The 21,215-nt window shown below is 57.1% G+C and carries 18 protein-coding genes; 4 read left to right on the forward strand and 14 right to left on the reverse strand.

All coding sequences use genetic code 11. The features are described from left to right. Window positions 1-61 precede the first annotated feature (61 nt). Complete coding sequence (gene zntA, locus A6013_RS20995) at window positions 62-2,233, forward strand: Zn(II)/Cd(II)/Pb(II) translocating P-type ATPase ZntA (protein ID WP_069733691.1); 2,172 nt, start codon at window positions 62-64, stop codon at window positions 2,231-2,233. A 93-nt stretch (window positions 2,234-2,326) separates the two neighbouring features. Here zntA and A6013_RS21000 read toward each other — a convergent pair whose 3' ends face one another. The 8 genes from A6013_RS21000 to malK form a co-directional block, all read right to left on the reverse strand. Continuing rightward, window positions 2,327-3,613 carry a TRAP transporter large permease gene (locus A6013_RS21000; protein WP_069733692.1) on the reverse strand — a complete coding sequence of 429 codons (1,287 nt, stop codon included), beginning with the start codon at window positions 3,611-3,613 and terminating at the stop codon, window positions 2,327-2,329. Window positions 3,614-3,623: 10 nt separating this feature from the next. Further along, a complete protein-coding gene (locus tag A6013_RS21005; RefSeq protein ID WP_069733693.1) occupies window positions 3,624-4,133 on the reverse strand; it encodes a TRAP transporter small permease in 510 nt (169 codons plus the stop codon). Between the two features lie 12 nt (window positions 4,134-4,145). Continuing rightward, entirely contained in the window at window positions 4,146-5,117 is a 972-nt protein-coding gene (locus A6013_RS21010; protein ID WP_028015134.1) for a TRAP transporter substrate-binding protein, read from the reverse strand. 200 nt (window positions 5,118-5,317) lie between these two features. Beyond that, window positions 5,318-6,187 (reverse strand): 4-hydroxybenzoate octaprenyltransferase, encoded by an 870-nt coding sequence (ubiA, locus tag A6013_RS21015; RefSeq protein WP_028015133.1) that lies wholly within the window; start codon window positions 6,185-6,187, stop codon window positions 5,318-5,320. 12 nt (window positions 6,188-6,199) lie between these two features. Beyond that, window positions 6,200-6,697 (reverse strand): chorismate lyase, encoded by a 498-nt coding sequence (gene ubiC / locus A6013_RS21020; RefSeq protein WP_014882105.1) that lies wholly within the window; start codon window positions 6,695-6,697, stop codon window positions 6,200-6,202. A gap of 180 nt (window positions 6,698-6,877) precedes the next feature. Further along, complete coding sequence (malM, locus tag A6013_RS21025; protein ID WP_063155640.1) at window positions 6,878-7,819, reverse strand: maltose operon protein MalM; 942 nt, start codon at window positions 7,817-7,819, stop codon at window positions 6,878-6,880. Between the two features lie 113 nt (window positions 7,820-7,932). Then, window positions 7,933-9,288, reverse strand: coding sequence for a maltoporin (locus tag A6013_RS21030; protein ID WP_047366843.1), 1,356 nt, complete (start codon window positions 9,286-9,288; stop codon window positions 7,933-7,935). Between the two features lie 71 nt (window positions 9,289-9,359). Continuing rightward, the gene (gene malK, locus A6013_RS21035) at window positions 9,360-10,469 is read right to left on the reverse strand and encodes a maltose/maltodextrin ABC transporter ATP-binding protein MalK (RefSeq protein WP_028015130.1); all 1,110 of its coding nucleotides are present in this window, start codon (window positions 10,467-10,469) and stop codon (window positions 9,360-9,362) included. A gap of 370 nt (window positions 10,470-10,839) precedes the next feature. On the opposite strand from malK, the gene malE reads away from it, so the two are divergent. The 3 genes from malE to malG all read left to right on the forward strand — a co-directional run bounded on the left by malE (window position 10,840) and on the right by malG (window position 14,600). Then, a complete protein-coding gene (malE, locus tag A6013_RS21040; protein ID WP_032644952.1) occupies window positions 10,840-12,030 on the forward strand; it encodes a maltose/maltodextrin ABC transporter substrate-binding protein MalE in 1,191 nt (396 codons plus the stop codon). Between the two features lie 120 nt (window positions 12,031-12,150). Further along, window positions 12,151-13,695 carry a maltose ABC transporter permease MalF gene (gene malF, locus A6013_RS21045; protein ID WP_069733694.1) on the forward strand — a complete coding sequence of 515 codons (1,545 nt, stop codon included), beginning with the start codon at window positions 12,151-12,153 and terminating at the stop codon, window positions 13,693-13,695. 14 nt (window positions 13,696-13,709) lie between these two features. Continuing rightward, window positions 13,710-14,600: a maltose ABC transporter permease MalG gene (gene malG, locus A6013_RS21050; protein ID WP_006810496.1), complete on the forward strand. Its 891-nt coding sequence runs from the start codon at window positions 13,710-13,712 to the stop codon at window positions 14,598-14,600. 96 nt (window positions 14,601-14,696) lie between these two features. Here the strand turns inward: malG and psiE are convergent, their stop codons facing one another. From psiE to pgi, 6 genes are all read right to left on the reverse strand, one after another. After that, window positions 14,697-15,107 (reverse strand): phosphate-starvation-inducible protein PsiE, encoded by a 411-nt coding sequence (gene psiE, locus A6013_RS21055; protein ID WP_000202963.1) that lies wholly within the window; start codon window positions 15,105-15,107, stop codon window positions 14,697-14,699. A 162-nt stretch (window positions 15,108-15,269) separates the two neighbouring features. Further along, on the reverse strand, window positions 15,270-17,366 hold the full coding sequence (locus A6013_RS21060; RefSeq protein WP_028015126.1) for a YjbH domain-containing protein: 2,097 nt from the start codon (window positions 17,364-17,366) through the stop codon (window positions 15,270-15,272). Beyond that, window positions 17,363-18,103, reverse strand: coding sequence for a capsule biosynthesis GfcC D2 domain-containing protein (locus A6013_RS21065; protein ID WP_083264094.1), 741 nt, complete (start codon window positions 18,101-18,103; stop codon window positions 17,363-17,365). Before A6013_RS21065 ends, A6013_RS21060 begins: the two co-directional genes overlap by 4 nt. Further along, complete coding sequence (locus A6013_RS21070; RefSeq protein WP_028015124.1) at window positions 18,100-18,738, reverse strand: YjbF family lipoprotein; 639 nt, start codon at window positions 18,736-18,738, stop codon at window positions 18,100-18,102. Before A6013_RS21070 ends, A6013_RS21065 begins: the two co-directional genes overlap by 4 nt. Window positions 18,739-18,801: 63 nt before the next feature. Continuing rightward, complete coding sequence (gene yjbE, locus A6013_RS21075) at window positions 18,802-19,044, reverse strand: exopolysaccharide production protein YjbE (protein ID WP_013095034.1); 243 nt, start codon at window positions 19,042-19,044, stop codon at window positions 18,802-18,804. 366 nt (window positions 19,045-19,410) lie between these two features. Continuing rightward, window positions 19,411-21,060 (reverse strand): glucose-6-phosphate isomerase, encoded by a 1,650-nt coding sequence (gene pgi, locus A6013_RS21080; RefSeq protein WP_069733696.1) that lies wholly within the window; start codon window positions 21,058-21,060, stop codon window positions 19,411-19,413. Window positions 21,061-21,215 lie beyond the last annotated feature (155 nt).

Here is a 21,215-nt window from a genome sequence, read left to right on the forward strand (position 1 = left end):
GGAGTCGACTCCAGAGTGTATGCTGCGGTTAATGAGAAAATTATCATTACCGGAGACTGCCATGTCGACTCCAGAAATTCCAAAAAAAGTCCCACAATTCTCGGCGCTTAAGCTCAGCCCGGTTCCGCCGAAAGACGACTGCTGCTGCGAGGGCGCGTGCGAAACACAGGTCGACGCGCTGCCTGAAAACGGCAACCGCTACAGCTGGGTCGTCAACGGCATGGACTGCGCGGCCTGCGCCCGCAAAGTGGAAAACGCGGTGAGGCAGGTACCGGGCGTGAACCACGCTCAGGTCCTGTTCGCCACCGAAAAGCTGCTGGTTAGTGCCGATAACGACGTCAGCAAACAGGTTGAAGCCGCCGTCAGCAAGGCGGGCTATACCCTGCGCAGCGAAACGGCGCCTGCCGAAAAAACCTCTCCCCTGAAAGAAAACCTGCCCCTTATCACGCTCATCATCATGATGGCCCTGAGCTGGGGTCTGGAGCAGATTAACCACCCGTTCGGTAACCTGGCGTTTATTGCCACTACCCTGGTCGGGCTGTTCCCGATTGCCCGTCAGGCACTGCGCCTGATGAGAAGCGGCAGCTGGTTTGCCATTGAAACGTTGATGAGCGTGGCGGCCATTGGCGCGCTGTTCATTGGCGCGACGGCGGAAGCGGCGATGGTGCTGCTGCTGTTCCTGATCGGCGAGCGGCTTGAGGGCTGGGCAGCGAGCCGGGCGCGCAAAGGGGTGAGCGCGCTGATGGCGCTGAAGCCAGAAACCGCCACGCGGGTTAATGAAGGCAAACGTGAAACGGTCGCCATCAACACGCTGCGACCGGGCGACGTGATTGAAGTCGCCGCGGGTGGGCGTCTGCCTGCCGATGGGGCTCTCGTTACCGCCACCGCGAGCTTTGACGAAAGCGCCCTGACCGGGGAATCCATTCCGGTGGCGCGTGCGGCAGGTGAAAAAGTCCCTGCCGGTGCCACCAGCGTCGACCGCCTGGTGCAGCTCAAAGTCCTGTCCGAGCCGGGCGACAGCGCCATCGACCGTATCCTGAAGCTGATTGAAGAAGCCGAGGAGCGCCGCGCGCCGGTCGAACGCTTTATTGACCGCTTCAGCCGGATTTACACCCCCGCCATCATGCTGGTCGCCCTGCTGGTCACCGTCGTTCCACCGCTGTTCTTCGGCGCGCCGTGGGAGGGCTGGATTTATAAAGGGCTGACCCTGCTGCTGATTGGCTGCCCGTGCGCGCTGGTGATCTCTACGCCCGCGGCGATTACCTCGGGGCTGGCGGCGGCGGCACGTCGCGGGGCGCTGATTAAGGGCGGCGCGGCGCTGGAACAGCTGAGCCAGGTTCAGCACATCGCCTTCGATAAAACCGGCACGCTGACGGTTGGCAAGCCGCAGGTCACCGGCATCTATCCGCAGGACATCAGTGAAGACGAACTGCTGATAATGGCCGCCGCCGTTGAGCAGGGCTCCACTCACCCGCTGGCGCAGGCGATAGTGCGTGAAGCGCAGAGACGCGGGCTGGCTATCCCTTCGGCAACCGCCCAACGGGCGCTGGTCGGGTCAGGGATTGAGGCCGTCGTCGACGGCAAAAAGGTGCTGATTGTTGCGGCAGGCGCGTTCTCTCATCCACAGGTTGAGGCGTTAGAACAGGCCGGGCAGACGGTCGTTGCCGTGATGCAGGACGGCGTGTCGAAGGGCATGCTGGCACTACGCGACACTCTGCGCGATGACGCCAAAGACGCCGTGGCGGCGCTGCATCAGTTGGGCGTACAGGGCGTGATCCTCACCGGCGATAACCCGCGCGCGGCGGCTGCGATTGCCGACGAGCTTGGGCTGGCGTTTAAGGCCGGATTACTGCCTGCGGACAAGGTCAGCGCGGTAACCGAACTGAACAGCCGCGCGCCGCTGGCGATGGTCGGTGACGGAATTAACGATGCCCCGGCGATGAAGGCCGCCACCCTCGGTATTGCGATGGGCAGCGGCACCGACGTAGCGCTGGAGACGGCGGATGCGGCGCTGACGCATAACCGTCTGACCGGGCTGGCGCAGATGATTAGCCTGGCGCGGGCGACGCGCGCCAATATTCGCCAGAACATCGGCATTGCGCTGGGTCTGAAGGGGATATTTCTCGTCACCACGCTGCTCGGCATGACTGGCCTGTGGCTGGCGGTGCTGGCGGACACCGGGGCGACGGTGCTGGTCACGGCGAACGCGTTGAGGTTATTACGGCGGAAATAAAAACGCCCGGTGGCGGCTACGCCTTACCGGGCCAATAACAACTCTGAACCGTAGGCCGGGTAAGGCGCAGCCGCCACCCGGCAAAAAACGGCGTTACTGCATCCCTAACATCCTCGGCAGCCACAATGATATCGCCGGGATATACGTCACCATCCCCAGCACCACCAGCAGGATGCCGTAAAATGGCAGCATCGCCCGCACCACGGTTTCAATCTTCTGCTTACTCACCGCGCTCGCCACAAACAGCACCGATCCGACCGGCGGGGTGATCAGCCCGATCCCCAGGTTAACCATCATGATCATCCCGAAGTGCACCGGGTCGATCCCCAGCGCGTTGGTCACCGGCAGCAGCACCGGCGTCAGGATCAGGATGATCGGCGCCATGTCCATCAGCGTGCCGATCAGCAGCAGCATGATGTTGAGATACATCAGGATCACGTACTTATTATCAGAGAGCGACGTGAAAAACTCGGTGATGCGCATCGGCAGCTGCATGTAGGTCATCACCGCGCCAAACGCCGCGGCAAAGCCGATTAAAATCATCACGATGGTGACGGTTTTCACCGTGCGGCACATCAGCTTCGGCAGTTCGCTCCATTTGTAGTCGCGGTAGATAAACATGGTGACGAAAAACGCCCACAGGCAGGCCACGGCGGCAGATTCGGTGGCAGTAAAAATCCCGGACAAGATCCCGCCGAGGATAATCACCACCGTCATCAGCCCCCACAGGGCATCGAGCATGATTTTCAGCGCCAGTCTGAACGGGATTTTATCCCCCTTCGGGTAGCCGCGTTTGCGGGCGAAGCACAGGCAGAGCACCATCAGGCTCACGCCCAGCAGCAGGCCCGGCAATACGCCCGCGATAAACAGCGTGGCGATGGAGACCGTTCCCCCCGCCGCCAGGGAATAAATCACCGAGTTGTGGCTGGGCGGGATCAGAATCGCCTGCACCGACCCGCTCGCCGTGACCGCCGCCGCGTATTCGCGCGGATAGCCCTTCTTCTCCATCTCCGGGATCATCACGCTGCCGATGGACGCTGTATCCGCCACCGACGAGCCTGAAATCGCGCCGAAGAACGTCGAGGCGACGATGTTCACCAGCGACAGCCCGCCGCGGATAAAGCCGACAAACACATAGGCGAAGTTAACCAGCCGTCGGGCAATGCCCCCTTCCGCCATGATCGCTCCTGCGAGGATGAAGAACGGGATCGCCAGCAGGGTAAATTTGTTCACCCCACTGGTGATCTGGATCATCAGCGCCTCCAGCGGTAAATCAATCCACAGCGCACCTGCCACGGCGCTCAGCCCCACGGCGAAGGCCACCGGCATCCCCAGCGCCAGCAAAATGGCGAGGGTGAATAACAAAACAAAAGCATCCATTGTTCACCCCTTAACTGTGATTGCCGATCAGCACGACCGGACGGTTTTCCTGCGCGCCAAACAGCAGGCGTTCAAGCACAAACAGAATCAAAATCGCCGACCCGATCGGCAGCGGCAGGTAGCTTTCGCCGGAAGTCAGGATCGGGAACTCCGCCACCGGTTGCTCCCAGAGCTCGACGCACAGCCAGTAGCTGTACCAGAACATCAGACCGGAAATCAGCAGCATCAGCAGATCAACCACACGTGAACACAGCTTTTGCAGCGACGCGGGCAGACGGTCGGTGAGCATATTGACCGCAATGTGCGAACCGGCACGGTAGCTCACCGCCGCGCCGATGAAGGTGAACGTTACCATGCAGATAATGGCGACGGGCTCCGGCCAGGATTCGCCGCGGTTGAGCACGTAGCGTGAGAAGATGCCGATGGGGATGACAATCGTCATCACCAGCAGCGAGACACCCGCCACCGCCATGGCGAGCAGGTACAGACGGTCCATCCACTTCAGGTAGAGTTCGGACATACGTGCTCCGTATTACTGGACGTCAGCGATGGCTTTCATCAGATCCTGATGCTTGTCGCCATACTGGGCGCGCACCGGCTCTGTGGCCTTGATGAATACCGTCTTATCGATATCGTGGAACTGCACGCCGCCCGCCTTCATTTTCGCCAGCGCCTGGTCGTTATACGCATTCCACAGCTTGCGCTGTTCGAACTGCGCTTCACGGGCCAGGGTCAGGATTTTTTGCTGTTCATCAGCGCTCAGCTTGTCCCATTTCACTTTTGAATAGAGCAGCATTTCCGGGGTGATAAAGTGGCCGCTGAGGGTGTAGTTTTTAGCAACCGGCATGTAGTTGTGGGCGATAAAGGTGGGCGGGTTATTCTCCGCGCCGTCGATCACGCCGGTCTGCATGCCGCTGTAAACCTCGCTAACGCCCATCGCCACCGAGTTCGCCCCCATGTCCTTCAGCGTGGCGAGTGCCACCGGGCTGCCCTGCACGCGGATTTTCTTCCCTTTCAGATCTTCAGGTTTGACGATCGGCTCTTTGGTGATCAGGTTGCGGGTGCCGGAATCCATCCAGCCGAGGAACACCAGGCGGGATTTCGGGTTCGCGGTCAGCTTGTCGCCGATCTGCTTGCCGATATCCCCGTCGATCACTTTATGCATATGATCCTCATCGCGGAAAACGTACGGCAGGGTGAAGACTTCGATATCCGGCAGGATGGCGGCAACCGGCGCCATGGAGACGCGGATCATGTCAATCGCCCCCATCTGCGCCTGCTCAATCATCTGCTTTTCATCCCCCAGCACGCCGCCGGGGAAGACCTTAATCTCCAGCTTGCCGTCGGTTTGTTGTTTGAGTTTTTCACCCATGTGCTGAACCGCGACCACGTTCGGGTAGCCTTCAGGATGCACATCGGCGGCTTTGATGGTTTGGGCAGAAACGGTGCAGGCAAAAGCAGACAGGCACAGCGCGGCCAGTAACGGCTTGAGGGTCGTATTCATTGAGTCAGCTCCAGGGTAGCGATGTCAGCGTTAAAACAGTGTTTTATTTTTTTACGCTTAGAAAATAGACTAGCCCGGGAGAAGCGTAGGTGAAGCGCCTCACAAAAGCGCGAATTTATGAAACGATGGTTTAAATTTGTGAGGGCGGTAATGCCGGGTAACGATGCGGCCATACCCGGCAGGGCATGACCGCGCGTCAATCAGGAAAAATAGCTCATGACCAGGCCTAAAAACAGCACCAGACCGACATAGTTATTGTTCATAAACGCTTTAAAGCAGGCTTCGCGTTCGCGTTTTGCAATCAGCTTCTGCTGGTAGGCAAACAGCAGCCCTGCTACCAGTATCGACCAGTAAAATTCCCAGTTCAGTCCGTTCAGGCGCGCAATCGCGACCATCAGCGCCAGTACCGCAACCTGCAGAATGCCAATGATAAGTTTGTCCTGGCGTCCAAAGAGAATGGCCGTGGATTTAATGCCAATTTTCAGGTCATCGTCGCGGTCAACCATCGCATATTGCGTGTCATACGCTACGGCCCAGAGGATGTTCGCCAGGAACATCAGCCAGCAGCTAAGCGGTAAGGACTCACTAACTGCCGCAAACGCCATCGGAATCGACCAGCCAAACGCCGCCCCCAGCACCACCTGAGGCAGATGGGTGTAGCGCTTCATAAAGGGATAAACCCAGGCCAGTGCGAGCGCCGCGACGGACAGCAGAATCGTCATGGTGTTCAGGGTTAATACCAGCAGGAAAGAGAGCAGCACCAGAACGATGAACAGTACGCGTGCTTCTTTCCCGGTCACCTGGCCGCTGGGTAGCGGGCGGTTGGCAGTGCGCTTTACGTGGCCGTCAAATTTACGATCGGCATAGTCATTCACCACGCAGCCCGCCGCGCGCATCAGCCAGACGCCGGCAACGAATACGCCCAGGATCCACAGCGGCGGCATGCCCGGCGTGGCCACCCACAGCGCCCATAAGGTCGGCCACAGCAGCAGCAACGCGCCAATGGGTTTATCGGTACGCATTAAGCGGTGATACGCCAACAGCTTATTCTGCGTCAGGGTCCACTCCATTTTTTCTTCCTCTTAGTACAACGGTGATGCCGGTAAAAATAGCTCCGTCAGGATTAACGGCTTACCGCTCAGGCGAAGGCGGGAACGGCGCCCCCACAGTTCGGCATCACGCCCAATTTCAATGAAATCCCTGGTCAGCTCAGATGAGGTGAAAAGATAACGTCCCAGCGGCGTTTTCCCCAGCCGCTGCAGCGCCAGCTCAGGCCCGGATAGGGTAGATTCGGGCACCACCGTCCGCCCGGCAAGCCAGGGTTCGCCATCGGCACAGAGCAAAATTTCACGCAGCCAGTAGCGTTCCTCTTGCGGCAACAGCGGCAGCTCGCTGGCGATCTCATCGCCGGAGACAAACCCTTCCTGTATCAGGGTTACCGTGACCGTTTTACCCTGTTGCTCAAAACGTTTTGTCATGGAATCTTCCAGCAGCAACCAGTCCAGCTGCTGCGGATCAAGCGCAGGTATTTGGTCGAAATAGCGCAGCGCACGCAGTTGCGTTAGCGCGGGGTGTGACATGCCAGACTCTCCGATACATAACGTAATGGCATTGTATCGCAGAAACGGGCAATGAGGGGGGGCCAAACGTTATTTAACGATCACTATCGCAACATGGGCGCAACAGCCTGGCGAATACGAAAAAAAGTGCGCCCACTCAGGCGCACTAAACTACTAACAAATCAGCACTGTGGGGAACAGTTACCCCTTGCCTTTTACACTGCTGATAAAGGTGGAACGGGCAGTGGTTGAACCTAAACGTTCGGCTTCATCAAGCAGTTTCAGCGCTTTATCGACATCGCCGCGCTTCACCGCCTGCTTAATGGCGTTGTTGAAGTACTCTTCGGTGTCGTTCAGTACGGGCTCGGCTTTCTTCGCCGGGGCTGGCGCTGCGGCTGGCGCTGCGGCAACTGGCGCGGCATAGGCTGGAGCGGCGGTATTACCGACGGTGACCGGCCCCGGACCAGACGAACCAAACAGCGGACCAACCAGCACGCTGGAAGCGCTATTGGTGGAGACTTTTAACTTCACCAGACCGTCCGTTGCGTGGCGGGCAATCGGGTCGGGAATATCCGGCACCGCATTGCCGGTACCTTTTGCGTACGCTTTTGCCGGATCTACTAACCTGGTGGTTTGCTGCAAATCTTTATCGGTGGTGAATACCAGCACGTAGATTTTTTGCTGACCCAGCGCTGGCGTCAGACGCATCACGCCCTGAAGCCGGTCCGCGCTCATCACGCCGGGCTCCTGATAGGTAAAATACTCGCTCGGGAAAAAGGCAGATGGCGTCATGTTCTGGTCGAGGATCAGCACGTTCGGCGCAAATACGCTGGTCTGTTTATTCACTTCACTGGTCAGCGTCAGGGTCAGCTCGCCAATATTGGCCGGAACGCTGTAGGCAGCAACCGGGCCGGAAATGCCGGGCACATTCAGCTGTTGCCCGCCCGTGGAAAGCTGTGTGGACTGCGTTTTGGATTGATCAACCGGTGTCCAGGTCAGCTGCTGCAGCGCTGCCGTCGGAACGGAAGGCGCCGTGGACGTATTCTGAGGAACAAAATTCACTTCTGCGAACGTTAGCGCCGGCACGCTGGCCAGCAGCCCCGCAGAGAGGTACAGCGCGACGAGACTTTTCTTCATTTTCATTGTTATTACCTCTGATAGCATCAGCTCTGCGGTGGCCAGGCAATAGCGCGCAGGGCCCTAAGGAGAGAGGGGCTTACGCCCCTCTTTCAGGTCATTACGTCAGGTCTTGCGAATTACCACCAGATTTCCATCTGGGCACCGAAGCTCCACTCGTCAGTGTCGCCGCGGCCAAGGCCTGCAGTCTGCATACCGAAGTTGGAGTTATAGTTGGAACTCGTAGAGATCGGGCTACCGGAAGTGTCATAACCCCACTTCTCATCCCACTTGGCGTAGGTTGCGAAGACACGGATTGCAGGACGAGACCAGATGCTGTCGCCAGCCTGCCACTGTTGTGCCAGGGTAATTTTGTACTGGTTGTTGGTTTCGTCAGTTTTCTGAGATTTGACGTTGTCGTAGCCTACTTCCAGCAGGGTGCTCATGATTGGCGTCCATTTGTACATAGGACGCACGCCGACGGTCCACCACTTGGTGCCGTTGTTGTTATCCCAGTCGATATCCTGATACATACCGACGTACATCAGGTCCCAGCTGTCGCCCAGGGAGATTGCACCGTGGTCAAGGATACGCAGCAGGCTACCGTTGTTGTTGATGCCGTATCCGTACAGTTTGCCATCGGAATCGTCATTGCCAAGACCAATGCCCGCGCCCTGGTTCAGACCTTTACCCTGGGAGGTCATAGAGTCCGTTGCGTACTGAACAACGAACTTGTTGAAGCCCTTCAGCATGCTCTGGGTATGTTCTGCGGTGAACATCCAGCCATCTTTCGAAGCTTTTGGCTGCAGGTAGTAATCATCGTTAACGTTGGTGTGACCGTAGTCAACGCCCAGCTCCAGCGTACCGCCCGGGTTGACTTCCATCTGCGCTAAACGCACGTCAAACACGTCGTTCGCGGTGTCGGTGGTGTAGTCACGGATGTTGTTGCTGGCGAAGGTAGAAGAACCGCCTGCTTCAGTGGAGCGGCTGGCTGCCAGAGAGAGTTTACCGAAGCCCAGATCGATGTTTTCAATACCTGCACCTGGACCTGAAATATCCCAATAGTAGAAGTCGATCATGTGGACGTCATGACGCTGATAGAAGCGCTTACCGGCCCAGATGGTGGACCCTGGCAGCCATTCAATCAGGTTTTTACCCTGCACGTTGGCTTCACGGAAGGCCGGATCAGTGGCTTCCCAGTCATTCTGCTGCGCAACGGAATACGCGACGTTAGTGTCGAAATAGAAGCTCTTATCGCCCTCTTTCCACACTTCCTGGCCCAGCTTCAATTCCGCATAGGTTTCACATTCGTTACCCAGACGGTATTTACTTTGAGCACCCGTTGCCTGGAAGCACTGCTGGGCACCGCCACTCCCGGTCCAGCCAATGCCGGAACGAGCATAACCTTTAAAGTCCACGGCGCCAGCCTGGGCAGACAGGATGCCTGCCGCAATGGCGACCGCCAGAGGGACTTGTTTGCGCAGAGTAATCATCATTCTATCTCCTGAGATCATTGCTTTTCTTTGAACACTTCACCTGTCGGTTTCGTGTCTTCTTTTGGGATTGCTTAAACGCCTGGCTCTTTGTGCAGCCGACGACATGCGGTGCCATCCTCACGGAACAGATGGCAACGCTCTGGCGGCAAGCCGATAGCGAATGTGGCACCCTCTTCTACCAACACCACGTCATTCTGGCGGTAGACCAGGTTCTGACGGATGGCGGGGATCTGGATATGAATCTGTGTTTCGTGACCAAGCTGTTCGACCACCTGAACTTCACCTTCCAGCGTCACATCCGCAATGTGGCTTGGCAGTAGATGCTCAGGACGGATACCGAGGGACATATTTGCCCCGACCTGTACGTTGGCGCTGTCGACCGGCAGCCAGACCTGCTGGCGGTTTGGCAGCTCCACCTGTACCTGTTCAATGGCTGTCGCCGTCACTTTGACGGGCAGGAAGTTCATCTTTGGCGAGCCAATGAAGCCCGCAACAAAGCGGTCTGCCGGGTAGTGATACAGCTCCAGCGGTTTGCCCACCTGCGCCACGCGACCGGCGTCCAGCACCACAATTTTGTCGGCGAGGGTCATCGCTTCGACCTGATCGTGGGTGACGTAAATCATCGTGCGGCCAAGGCGCTTGTGCAGACGGGAGATTTCAATACGCATCTGGACGCGCAGGGCGGCATCCAGGTTAGAGAGAGGTTCATCGAGCAGGAACACGCGCGGCTCGGCCACCAGCGTACGGCCAATCGCCACGCGCTGACGCTGACCGCCGGAAAGCGCTTTCGGTTTACGCTCCAGCAGGTGCGCCAGCTGCAACACTTCAGCCACCTGCGTGACGCGCTGGTTAATGACCTCTTTTTTCGCCCCGGCCAGCTTCAGGCCAAAGGACATGTTCTCGGCAACGGAAAGATGGGGATAAAGCGCATAAGACTGGAACACCATGCCTACGCCGCGTTCGGCTGGCGGGATGTCGTTCATTCGGGTATCACCGATTAGCAGGTCGCCACTGGTGATAGTTTCAAGACCGGCAATCATACGCAGCAGAGTTGATTTACCACAGCCTGATGGGCCGACAAACACCACAAACTCGCCTTCAGTGATGTCCAGATTGATGTCTTTCGACACCACTACGTCGCCCCAGGCTTTCGTTACATTACGCAGCTGTACGCTCGCCATGCCCTTCTCCCTTCGTTACAACCTGTCACCGACAGAAACATTCAAGATAAGTTCACTATGGGGTATCCATTACTTTCGTGAATCCTCCACCCCCCGCCTTTTTTATGGGGGAGGAGGCGGGAGGATGAGAGAACAGGCTCTGCGACCGCAGCCGGGGGGCTGAGGCGAAATTCGTGAAGCCGCCTGCAAAATTCGGTGGGTTTTTATGTGCGCCAGCACTCATAACTTAAATTTATGCAACGGAGATCACACAAACGGGGGGKGGGGCGTAGGGGTTGGGAGGATGGAAAGAGGATGTCAAATAAGGAGACTGAGTCACGTTGAACCACCTTATGTATCCACGAGCACATCACCAAAAAGGATGGCAGATATGAATATCAAGACTGGCGCACGCGTTTTCGCATTGTCCGCCCTTGCAGCAATGATGGTTTCCGCCCCAGCGCTCGCCAAAATTGAAGAAGGCAAGCTGGTTATCTGGATTAACGGCGACAAAGGCTATAACGGCCTGGCCGAAGTGGGCAAAAAATTCGAGAAAGACACCGGTATCAAAGTCACCGTAGAGCACCCGGACAAACTGGAAGAGAAATTCCCGCAGGTTGCAGCAACCGGCGACGGCCCGGACATCATCTTCTGGGCACACGACCGTTTCGGCGGTTACGCACAGTCTGGCCTGCTGGCTGAAGTCACGCCAGACAAAGCTTTCCAGGACAAACTGTTCCCGTTCACCTGGGACGCCGTTCGCTATAACGGCAAGCTGATCGCCTACCCAATCGCGGTTGAAGCCCTGTCTCTGATTTACAACAAAGACCTGGTGCCAAACCCACCAAAAACCTGGGAAGAGATCCCGAAACTGGATAAAGAGCTGAAGGCGAAAGGTAAATCCGCCCTGATGTTCAACCTGCAAGAGCCGTACTTCACCTGGCCGCTGATTGCTGCCGACGGCGGCTACGCGTTCAAGTTTGAAAACGGCAAATATGACGTGAAAGACGTGGGCGTGGACAACGCGGGCGCGAAAAAAGGCCTGACCTTCCTGGTTGACCTGATTAAGAACAAACACATGAACGCGGATACCGACTACTCCATCGCGGAAGCGGCGTTCAACAAAGGCGAAACCGCGATGACCATCAACGGTCCGTGGGCCTGGACCAATATCGACAAGAGCAAAATCAACTACGGCGTGACCCTGCTGCCAACCTTCAACGGCAAGCCGTCTAAACCGTTCGTGGGCGTGCTGAGCGCGGGCATCAACGCCGCCAGCCCGAACAAAGAGCTGGCGAAAGAGTTCCTGGAAAACTACCTGCTGACCGATCAGGGTCTGGGTGAAGTGAACAAGGACAAACCGCTCGGCGCCGTGGCGCTGAAATCCTTCCAGGATCAGCTGGCAAAAGATCCACGCATCGCGGCAACCATGGATAACGCTCAGAAAGGCGAAATCATGCCGAACATCCCACAGATGGCCGCGTTCTGGTACGCCACCCGTACCGCCGTCATCAACGCTGCAAGCGGTCGCCAGACTGTCGATGCCGCGCTGAAGGATGCTCAGGGTCGTATTACTAAGTAAGAAGAAAAACGGCGGGTGGCGCGTGCGCTTACCCGCCCTACGACTACGGCACGATCCGTAGGTCAGGTAAGCGCAGCGCCACCTGACGAAAAGTTTCCACCGTTGTAGAGGAAGAACCCCATGGATGTCATTAAAAAGAAGCACTGGTGGCAAAGCGACGCGCTGAAGTGGTCAGCGATCGGTCTGCTGTGTCTGCTGGTGGGTTACCTTGTTGTTTTAATGTACGTACAAGGGGAATATCTGTTCGCCATCATGACGCTGATCTTAAGCTCTGCTGGCCTGTATATTTTCGCCAACCGTAAAGCCTATGCCTGGCGCTATGTCTACCCGGGCGTGGCCGGGATGGGGCTGTTTGTCCTGTTCCCGCTGATCTGCACCATCGCCATTGCGTTCACCAACTACAGCAGCACTAACCAGCTCGCGCAGGAGCGCGCCACTCAGGTGCTTCTGGATCGCTCTTATCAGGCGGGTAAAACCTTTAACTTCGGCCTGTATCCTGCAGGTGACGAGTGGAAGTTAGCGCTCACTGACGGTGAGAGCGGCAAAAACTATCTTTCCGACGCGTTCAAATTTGGCGGCGAGCAGAAGCTGGTCTTAAAAGAGGCCGCGGCCCTGCCGGAGGGTGAACGTGCGAACCTGCGTATCATTACCCAGAATCGCCAGGCGCTGACCCAGCTCACCGCCGTGCTGCCCGATGAAAGCAAAGTGACCATGAGCTCGCTGCGCCAGTTCTCCGGCACGCAGCCGCTTTATACCCTGGCGGATGACGGCACGCTGACCAACAACCAGAGCGGCGTGAAGTACCGTCCGAATAACGACATTGGTTTCTATCAGTCCATAACGGCCGATGGCAAATGGGGTGATGACAAGCTCAGCCCTGGCTATACCGTCACCATCGGCTGGGACAACTTTACCCGCGTGTTTACCGACGAAGGCATCCAGAAGCCGTTCTTCGCCATCTTCGTCTGGACGGTGGTCTTCTCGGTGCTGACGGTGATCCTGACCGTTGCAGTAGGCATGGTGCTGGCCTGCCTCGTGCAGTGGGAGTCCCTGAAAGGCAAAGCGATTTACCGCGTGCTGCTGATTCTGCCTTACGCCGTGCCGTCGTTTATCTCGATTCTGATTTTCAAAGGGCTGTTTAACCAGAGCTTCGGTGAAATCAACATGATGCTGAGCGCGCTGTTCGGTATCAAACCGGCCTGGTTCAGCGACCCGACCACCGCCCGCTCGATGATTATCATCGTCAACACCTGGCTGGGCTATCCGTACATGATGATCCTGTGCATGGGGCTGCTGAAGGCGATTCCGGACGATCTGTATGAAGCCTCGGCGATGGACGGCGCGGGTCCGTTCCAGAACTTCTTTAAAATTACGCTGCCGCTGCTTATTAAGCCGCTGACGCCGCTGATGATTGCCAGCTTCGCCTTTAACTTTAATAACTTCGTGCTGATTCAGCTGTTGACCAACGGCGGCCCGGACCGTCTCGGCGCCACCACGCCGGCAGGCTATACCGACCTGCTCGTGAGCTACACCTACCGTATCGCCTTTGAAGGCGGCGGCGGCCAGGACTTTGGTCTGGCGGCGGCGATTGCCACCCTGATCTTCCTGCTGGTTGGCGCTCTGGCGATTGTGAACCTGAAAGCCACACGTATGAAATTTGACTAAGGAGGGCACTGAACATGGCAATGGTACAACCCAAATCTCAGAAGCTGCGCCTCCTCGCGACGCACTTAGGCCTGCTGATTTTCATCGCGGCCATCATGTTCCCGCTGCTGATGGTTATCGCCATCTCCCTGCGCTCGGGTAACTTTGCGACCGGGAGCCTGATCCCGGATGAAATCTCCTGGGAGCACTGGAAGCTCGCGCTGGGCTTCAGCGTGGAGCACGCCGATGGCCGCGTCACCCCGCCGCCGTTCCCGGTGCTGCTGTGGCTGTGGAACTCGGTGAAGGTAGCAACCATCACTGCGATCGGCATCGTGACGCTCTCCACCACCTGTGCTTATGCCTTCGCCCGCATGCGCTTCCCGGGCAAAGCAACGCTGCTGAAAGGCATGCTGATTTTCCAGATGTTCCCGGCGGTGCTGTCGCTGGTGGCGCTGTATGCCCTGTTTGACCGTCTGGGCCAGTACGTGCCGTTTATCGGTCTGAATACCCACGGCGGCGTGATCTTTGCCTATCTCGGCGGTATTGCCCTGCACGTGTGGACCATTAAAGGCTATTTCGAAACCATCGACGGCTCGCTGGAAGAGGCGGCGTCGCTGGATGGCGCTACCCCGTGGCAGGCGTTCCGTCTGGTGCTGCTGCCGCTGTCCGTGCCGATTCTGGCGGTGGTGTTTATCCTGTCGTTTATCGCGGCGATCACCGAAGTACCGGTCGCCTCACTGTTACTGCGCGATGTGAACAGCTACACCCTGGCCGTAGGTATGCAGCAATACCTCAACCCGCAAAACTACCTGTGGGGCGACTTTGCCGCGGCCGCCGTACTGTCTGCCATCCCGATTACCGTGGTGTTCCTGCTGGCCCAGCGCTGGCTGGTGAATGGCCTGACGGCGGGCGGCGTGAAAGGTTAAGTTTCATTTGTTATGCCACTGCAACCCTCAACTTTAGACGTATTGTATTGACCCAACTTGTGACTGTTGTTAGGCGCTCTTCGGAGCGCCCTTTTTTTATTCGCGTTTCAGCCGCTTCGAATTACACAGCCAGAGGGTGATCACCAGCAGCAGGATCGCCGCCGAGTAGATCAGCACGTCGAGCGGGGATTTATGATCGACAATGATCAGCCGCACAATGGCGGTGATGCCAATGTAAACAAAATAGCGCAGCGGGAAGTGAAAGCCGGACTGGAAGTACTTCACAATCAGGGCAATAAATTCAAAGTAGAGAAAGTAGACCACCAGGCCTTCCACCAGCGCATATTTGCTGGTTTGCTCAGGGGCGAACAGCACATCCGCCAGATGCACCGTCTCTTTGCCGAGAAAGACGACCAGGATCAGGCCAAGGCTCAGCAGACCGAGGTTCAGCACGGTCTGGAGTATCGTTGAGATAAACTCAACGCGCGGGCGAGTCAGGGATGTCATACAGCACCTCATTCTCCAGGACGAGATTCCTGTATAACGCAAAAATGTGACGGAGATCTATATTTTTTGTTTATGTTTGGCGCATTCGCCCGCTGGCGCTGCGCTTACCGGGCCTACAAAAACCGTAGGCCCGGTAAGCGCAGTGCCGCCCGGCGTGAAGCATCAGCGGAAGTTAATGTTCTTATCGCTGGTCATGTCGTACAGCTGGAACTTACGCCCAAGCTGCTGACCACCGTCACGCGTCAGCGGCGTCCAGCCTACTGCCGCACGGCTGCGAGTCGGACCGGATGAGAACAGATCCAGCGGAATCGACACGTAAACCCCTTTGGTGAAGTCCCCTTCCCCGTACTCGTCCGGCGAGACGTTGGTGATGGTGGCGTAGCCCCCCACCACGACGCCGCTGTCGAAGTGTTTGGAGATATCCAGCGTGCCGCCCTTGTCGCCCGCCAGATACTGGCCGACGCTGGCTTTCACCAGCACGTCCTGCGCGAACGAAGGCGTCCAGTAGGCGGTCAGGTGGCCGGTTTTGACGCTGTAGTCGGTGAACTTCATCATGTCCTGCGCGCTGCGCCAGTCACGCTGCTTAACGTAGTTGGCATCAATCCCGAACGCCCAGTTGCTGTCGACGGGACGATACAGCACCTCCGCCCCCGCGCCGCCGAACATAGTCTCCAGGTAGCCTCCGTAAACCTGGCCGTAGAAGCCGTTGCCGAAGTACTGGAAGTAGTTGGCCTGCAGGTTATTCACGTAGACATCGTTCTGCACGTATTCACGCACGCGGGTACGCACGCGCGGCAGCTTCGAGTCGTTCGGCGGGTTCGTGTAGTTAAACTTGTCGTAATTGTTCGCAATGTTGCCGAACAGGCTGCCGGTGGTCAGCAGGTGGTCGGTGACCCACAGATCCGCCGTCGCCATCGCACCCAGCTGATACATGTAGAAGTTTTCCGGCCCGCCGACGGACTGGTTCAGTACCGGATCGATATGGAAATCAAAGCGCGATTTATCGATATACCAGCCCTGCTCGGTGGTTTCCGGCACGATCGGCTCTACGCGTTTTTGCACCAGCTCGGTTTCATGCCCGAGCGGTTCGCCTTCAAGATGGCGCTTGAGGCTGGCGACATCGGTTTCGGTGGTGACCTGCGGCAGATTCAGGCGGTTCTCCGTCACGCGGATCGTGCGGATCCCGTCCGGGAGATCGTTCATCACGATCCGGTTGGCGCGTTCGATCCCTTCCCGCGAGTCGCGGTATTTCACCTGCTCGCCGGTGACGTACAGCGTATCGCCTTTCACCTGAATTTTCGGATCGGCCAGACCGGCGTTGTATTTCAACAGCGTCAGCTGGTTTGCCACCACGGAGTGCTGCAGAATCGCATCCTGCGGCTCCGGCCGGTAGGCAGGCCGCGCGTTATCGTTGTAGTGCGGCCGCATGTCGTTGAAGTTGGTGCGCAGCGTGAAGCCAAACATCACCGTGTTGCCACGCTCGTAGCTGAGGTTAACGTCGGCCCAGTCGGTGACGCGATAAATGGCGCCGACGTTAAACTTGCTCTTCTGCTCAATCTTCCCGGCGAAGTCCTGCGAGTAGTCGTTCCCTTCGTACTCCAGCTTCAGGCGCAGCGGCTGCCACGGCGTCTGGTATTCCACACCACCGAACAGCGAGGCCGGGCCGTGGAACATCTGGTCGCCGTTGATGGAACCGGCTTTCTTGTAGCTGTTATCGCGGTAGCAGTATTTATCGCTGTAGGTACAGAACGGGTTTTTAACGTTGCCGCTGGTGCCGAGATAGCCCCAGCCAAGACCGAGAGAAAAATCAAACGGTCCCCAGGCCTTGCTGGCCACGATGTATTCCGCGTCGAACAGGCCGGTACCGCCGATATCTTTTGCACCCACGGAGACCTGCGGCATCCAGTAGCTCTCTTCCCACAGGCGCAGCTTGACGTCGAAGGCTTTATCTTTGTAGGTCTGATCGCCGGAGAAGGCGTCGACGCTGCTGTACTGTTTCGTACGCACGTCGGTGTAGCGCAGCGTGGTTTCAAGCCACGGGAAAAGCTGTACGGAGGCAGAATAGTAGCGATACTGGTCGTTATCGCGGTAGTTAAGGCTAATTTCCCCTTCACGCGCCATGCGCGCGGTAGGCGTTTGCAGTAAACCGACGCCGCCGAAGTCTGACTGAGACGGGCCAACAGGTGCCGGATACGTTTCTGCATGGCAGGCGGCGCTTACGCAGAGCGCCAGCATGCTGTAGAGATAGGTTCTTTTCATTCTTCCGGTATCCGCTGTGTCAGGGAGTGAAGGATATCGGCGTTAAGCCCGTCATATGCCTTCGTCCAGAAATGGTCGGCAAAACCGACAAAAATGATGCTGCCCGGCATGGGTTCGATATGGCGTTTATTCCAGTACGCCACCGGCGCTTTTTGCGTATGCCCGTCTGGATAAATAATCCATGCGTAGCTGTTATCCGCGCCGCTCAGCAGGCTTTGTTCGTCGAGATAGCTCGCCACGTCGCGACCGGGCGTAAAGGGCTTTTTACCGGGGCTGCTGATAAGCCCCATCACGGTCACCGTCGTCGGCTTCACCGGAAGCCAGAGGGTGTACATCCCTTCAAGCGTGGGGTTGCCCTTTTCAGTGACGCGCACTTCATCTGGATCAAGATTAACTTTCTGGCGGCCTGTCACCTTCAGCGCCTGAAGCTGCTGGCGAACGCTGTTAATGGCCGCGGCATCGTCGCCGTCTTCCTGCTCCGCCAGGCTCGTCAGGCGGGCCAGCAGGGCACGGTGTTCCTGCTCCGCCTTAACCGTCGCCTGACGCTCGCCGATCACCGCTCCCGGCCACCAGCTGTTGGCAAGCCTTGGCTGCCCGACGAGATCGAGCAGATGCTCGGCGTTGGTTAAGGTTTTGGGTTTTTCACTGTCCGGCGTGTAGACCTTTACCGTTCCTGCGGACCATGCCAGCGGCGCGGCAAGGCTGGCGAGAAGCGCAGCGTGGATGAGCGTTTTCATGATTTCGCCGCCTTGATCAGGGTGGTTTTCACCGGGAAGAAACCGGCACCGAGATACTGCAAGGACTGACGGATCTGCCCATCCTCGTCGATCCAGAAGCGGTTATGCCAGGTGGCCTGGTCGGTTGTCACCTTCTCATCCAATACGCGCACCTGAGTTTCGTCGCTGCCGACTTTCACGTTGTCCGTACCGTCCCAGCGGAAGGTGGAGCGGGCCGTGGCGTAGCGCACCTGCTTATGCTCGGTCCAGCCCATCGTGCGCGTCCAGCTTGCGCCGTCGACGATCTGATTTGGCTTGATGAGCGGGTCTTCGGCGAGATTATTCACTTCGAGCAAGTTGTCGCCGCCGAGCAGCGTTTTCACGATTCGGGCATGCTGCGTGACGATGGTGGCCTGATCCTGCGTCACCCATTTCTGCTGCCCGTTTTCATCGAAAGCGAGCACCACAAACAGCTGCGGGCCATCGTTTAGCTGCATGTACTGGCTGGCGTACGGCATGTTCTGAAGTTCGTCATCGGTCAGATGAACGCCCGGCGTGCCGAACAGGCTTTCCCACAGTGAATGTCCCAGCCCTTTGGTGGTGGCTGAGCACGCCTGCAACAGCAGGCAAATCAGAATGATTGCAGGTCGCTTCACGACTCTTCTCCGAAGGGGCGAAATAACCACACCGAAGTGTGGTTATGATTAAAACACCCTGTATTACTGGGTGCTGGTTGTCGTAGTGGTCGTGGTTCCGGTATTGGAGCCATCACCGCCACCGGTTGCCGCCAGCGCGACACCCACGGCTGAACTTACGGTGCTGGTGCTGGCTGCGGTAGAACTTCCCGCAGACGCAGACGTCGCTGCCGACCCTGCTGCTTCCCCGACCTGGACCGGAGCTGCATAGACAGACGTCGCCGCAAGTGCAGATATGGCAAAAATGCCATACAGTACTTTCTTCATAACAATTTCCCTTCAATGAATGAATGGAGATTTGCCCGAAAAGAAATTCAGGCGGAATCGAGTATACACAACTACAGCAGAGGGTTTACCGTGGGGGGAAATAGGGGGACGGTTTTCGGACTAATGGATAAAACAGAAACGAAAAACAAATATTTGAAATAAATAATCGATAAAAATCAATAAATTATAATATATTCTTATTATCTTAGCTCTACGTATTTTCTTAAAATAAACCGCAGCAATTAGCAGGTTAACCGCCTTTTTCAGATTAAACTCAGAGTCAGAATTTGAGTTAACTAACAGACATCAGGAATTATCCGATAAAAAAATGCCGGCATATCGCCGGCATTTTTCATGACATATTAATTACGCACGCCATGCTTTATAACGGTTAATCAAACCATTGGTGGAGCTGTCGTGGCTGTCGATGGCTTTATCGTCACCCAGCTCTGGCAGAATGCGGTTTGCCAGCTGTTTGCCCAGCTCAACGCCCCACTGGTCAAAGGTGAAGATGTTCAGGATCGCGCCCTGGGTGAAGATCTTGTGCTCGTACAGCGCAATCAGCGCGCCCAGGCTGAACGGGGTGATTTCGCGCAGCAGGATGGAGTTGGTTGGACGGTTGCCTTCGAACACTTTGAACGGCACAACGTGGTCCAGCGTGGCCGGATCTTTACCCTGGTCACGGTATTCCTGCTCAACCACTTCGCGGGATTTACCGAACGCCAGCGCTTCGGTCTGTGCGAAGAAGTTAGACAGCAGCTTCGGATGGTGGTCGGACAGCGGGTTGTGCGTGATCGCCGGGGCGATGAAATCACACGGTACCATTTTGGTACCCTGGTGAATCAGCTGGTAGAACGCATGCTGGCCGTTGGTGCCCGGCTCGCCCCAGATGATCGGGCCAGTCTGGTAATCCACCGCGTTGCCGTTACGGTCAACGTACTTACCGTTGGATTCCATGTTGCCCTGCTGGAAGTAGGCCGCAAAACGGTGCATGTACTGGTCGTACGGCAGGATCGCTTCAGTTTCAGCGCCGAAGAAGTTGTTGTACCAGATCCCGATCAGCGCCAGCAGCACCGGCAGGTTTTTCTCAGGCGCGGTGGTGGAGAAGTGTTTGTCCATCGCATGCGCGCCGGAGAGCAGCTCAACGAAGTTGTCGAAGCCTACGGACAGGATGATGGACAGACCGATTGCAGACCACAGCGAGTAGCGGCCGCCAACCCAGTCCCAGAACTCGAACATGTTCGCCGTATCGATGCCAAACTCGCCTACCGCTTTACCGTTGGTGGACAGCGCCGCAAAGTGTTTCGCCACGTGCTTTTCGTCGCCCGCGGTTTTCAGGAACCAGTCGCGCGCGCTGTGGGCGTTGGTCATGGTTTCCTGGGTGGTGAAGGTTTTGGACGCCACCAGGAACAGGGTGGTTTCCGGGTTCACGTTTTTCAGCACTTCGGCGATGTGGGTACCATCGACGTTAGAGACAAAGTGCATATTGAGGTGGTTTTTGTACGGGCGCAGCGCTTCGGTCACCATGAACGGGCCGAGGTCAGAGCCGCCGATACCGATGTTAACCACGTCGGTGATCGCTTTGCCGGTGTAGCCTTTCCAGCTGCCGGAGATGATCGCTTCAGAGAACGTTTTCATCTTTTCCAGCACCGCGTTCACTTCCGGCATCACATCTTTGCCGTCAACGATGATTGGCGTATTGCTACGGTTGCGCAGCGCCACGTGCAGCACGGCACGGTCTTCGGTGCGGTTGATCTTCTCGCCGGAGAACATGGATTTGATGGCGTCGGCCAGCTCGGTCTCTTTCGCCAGATCCTGCAGTTTTGCCAGCGTCTCTTCGGTAATGCGGTTCTTGGAGAAATCCACCAGCATGAGGTCATCGAAGGTCGCGGAGAACTTGTTGAAACGATCGGCATCTTTCGCGAACAGATCCGCGATGGTGACGTCTTTCATTTCATCAAAATGTTTCTGGAGTGCCTGCCAGGCAGCGGTCTGCGTTGGGTTGATGTTTTTCATTAGCAATACTCTTCTGATTTGAGAATTGTGACTGCGGTCGATTGTAGCGCCTGCAAATAAAAATTGTGATGGTTTTTATGCCATTGCCCTGGTCTGCATCAAACGCAGGTGAAAAGACCCGAAAAGTATAGCTGCTGTCGCGCCCTTCCGGCGTG

The sequence above is a fragment of the Enterobacter sp. IF2SW-B1 genome, from assembly GCF_001743375.1.
Lineage (GTDB): Bacteria > Pseudomonadota > Gammaproteobacteria > Enterobacterales > Enterobacteriaceae > Enterobacter > Enterobacter bugandensis.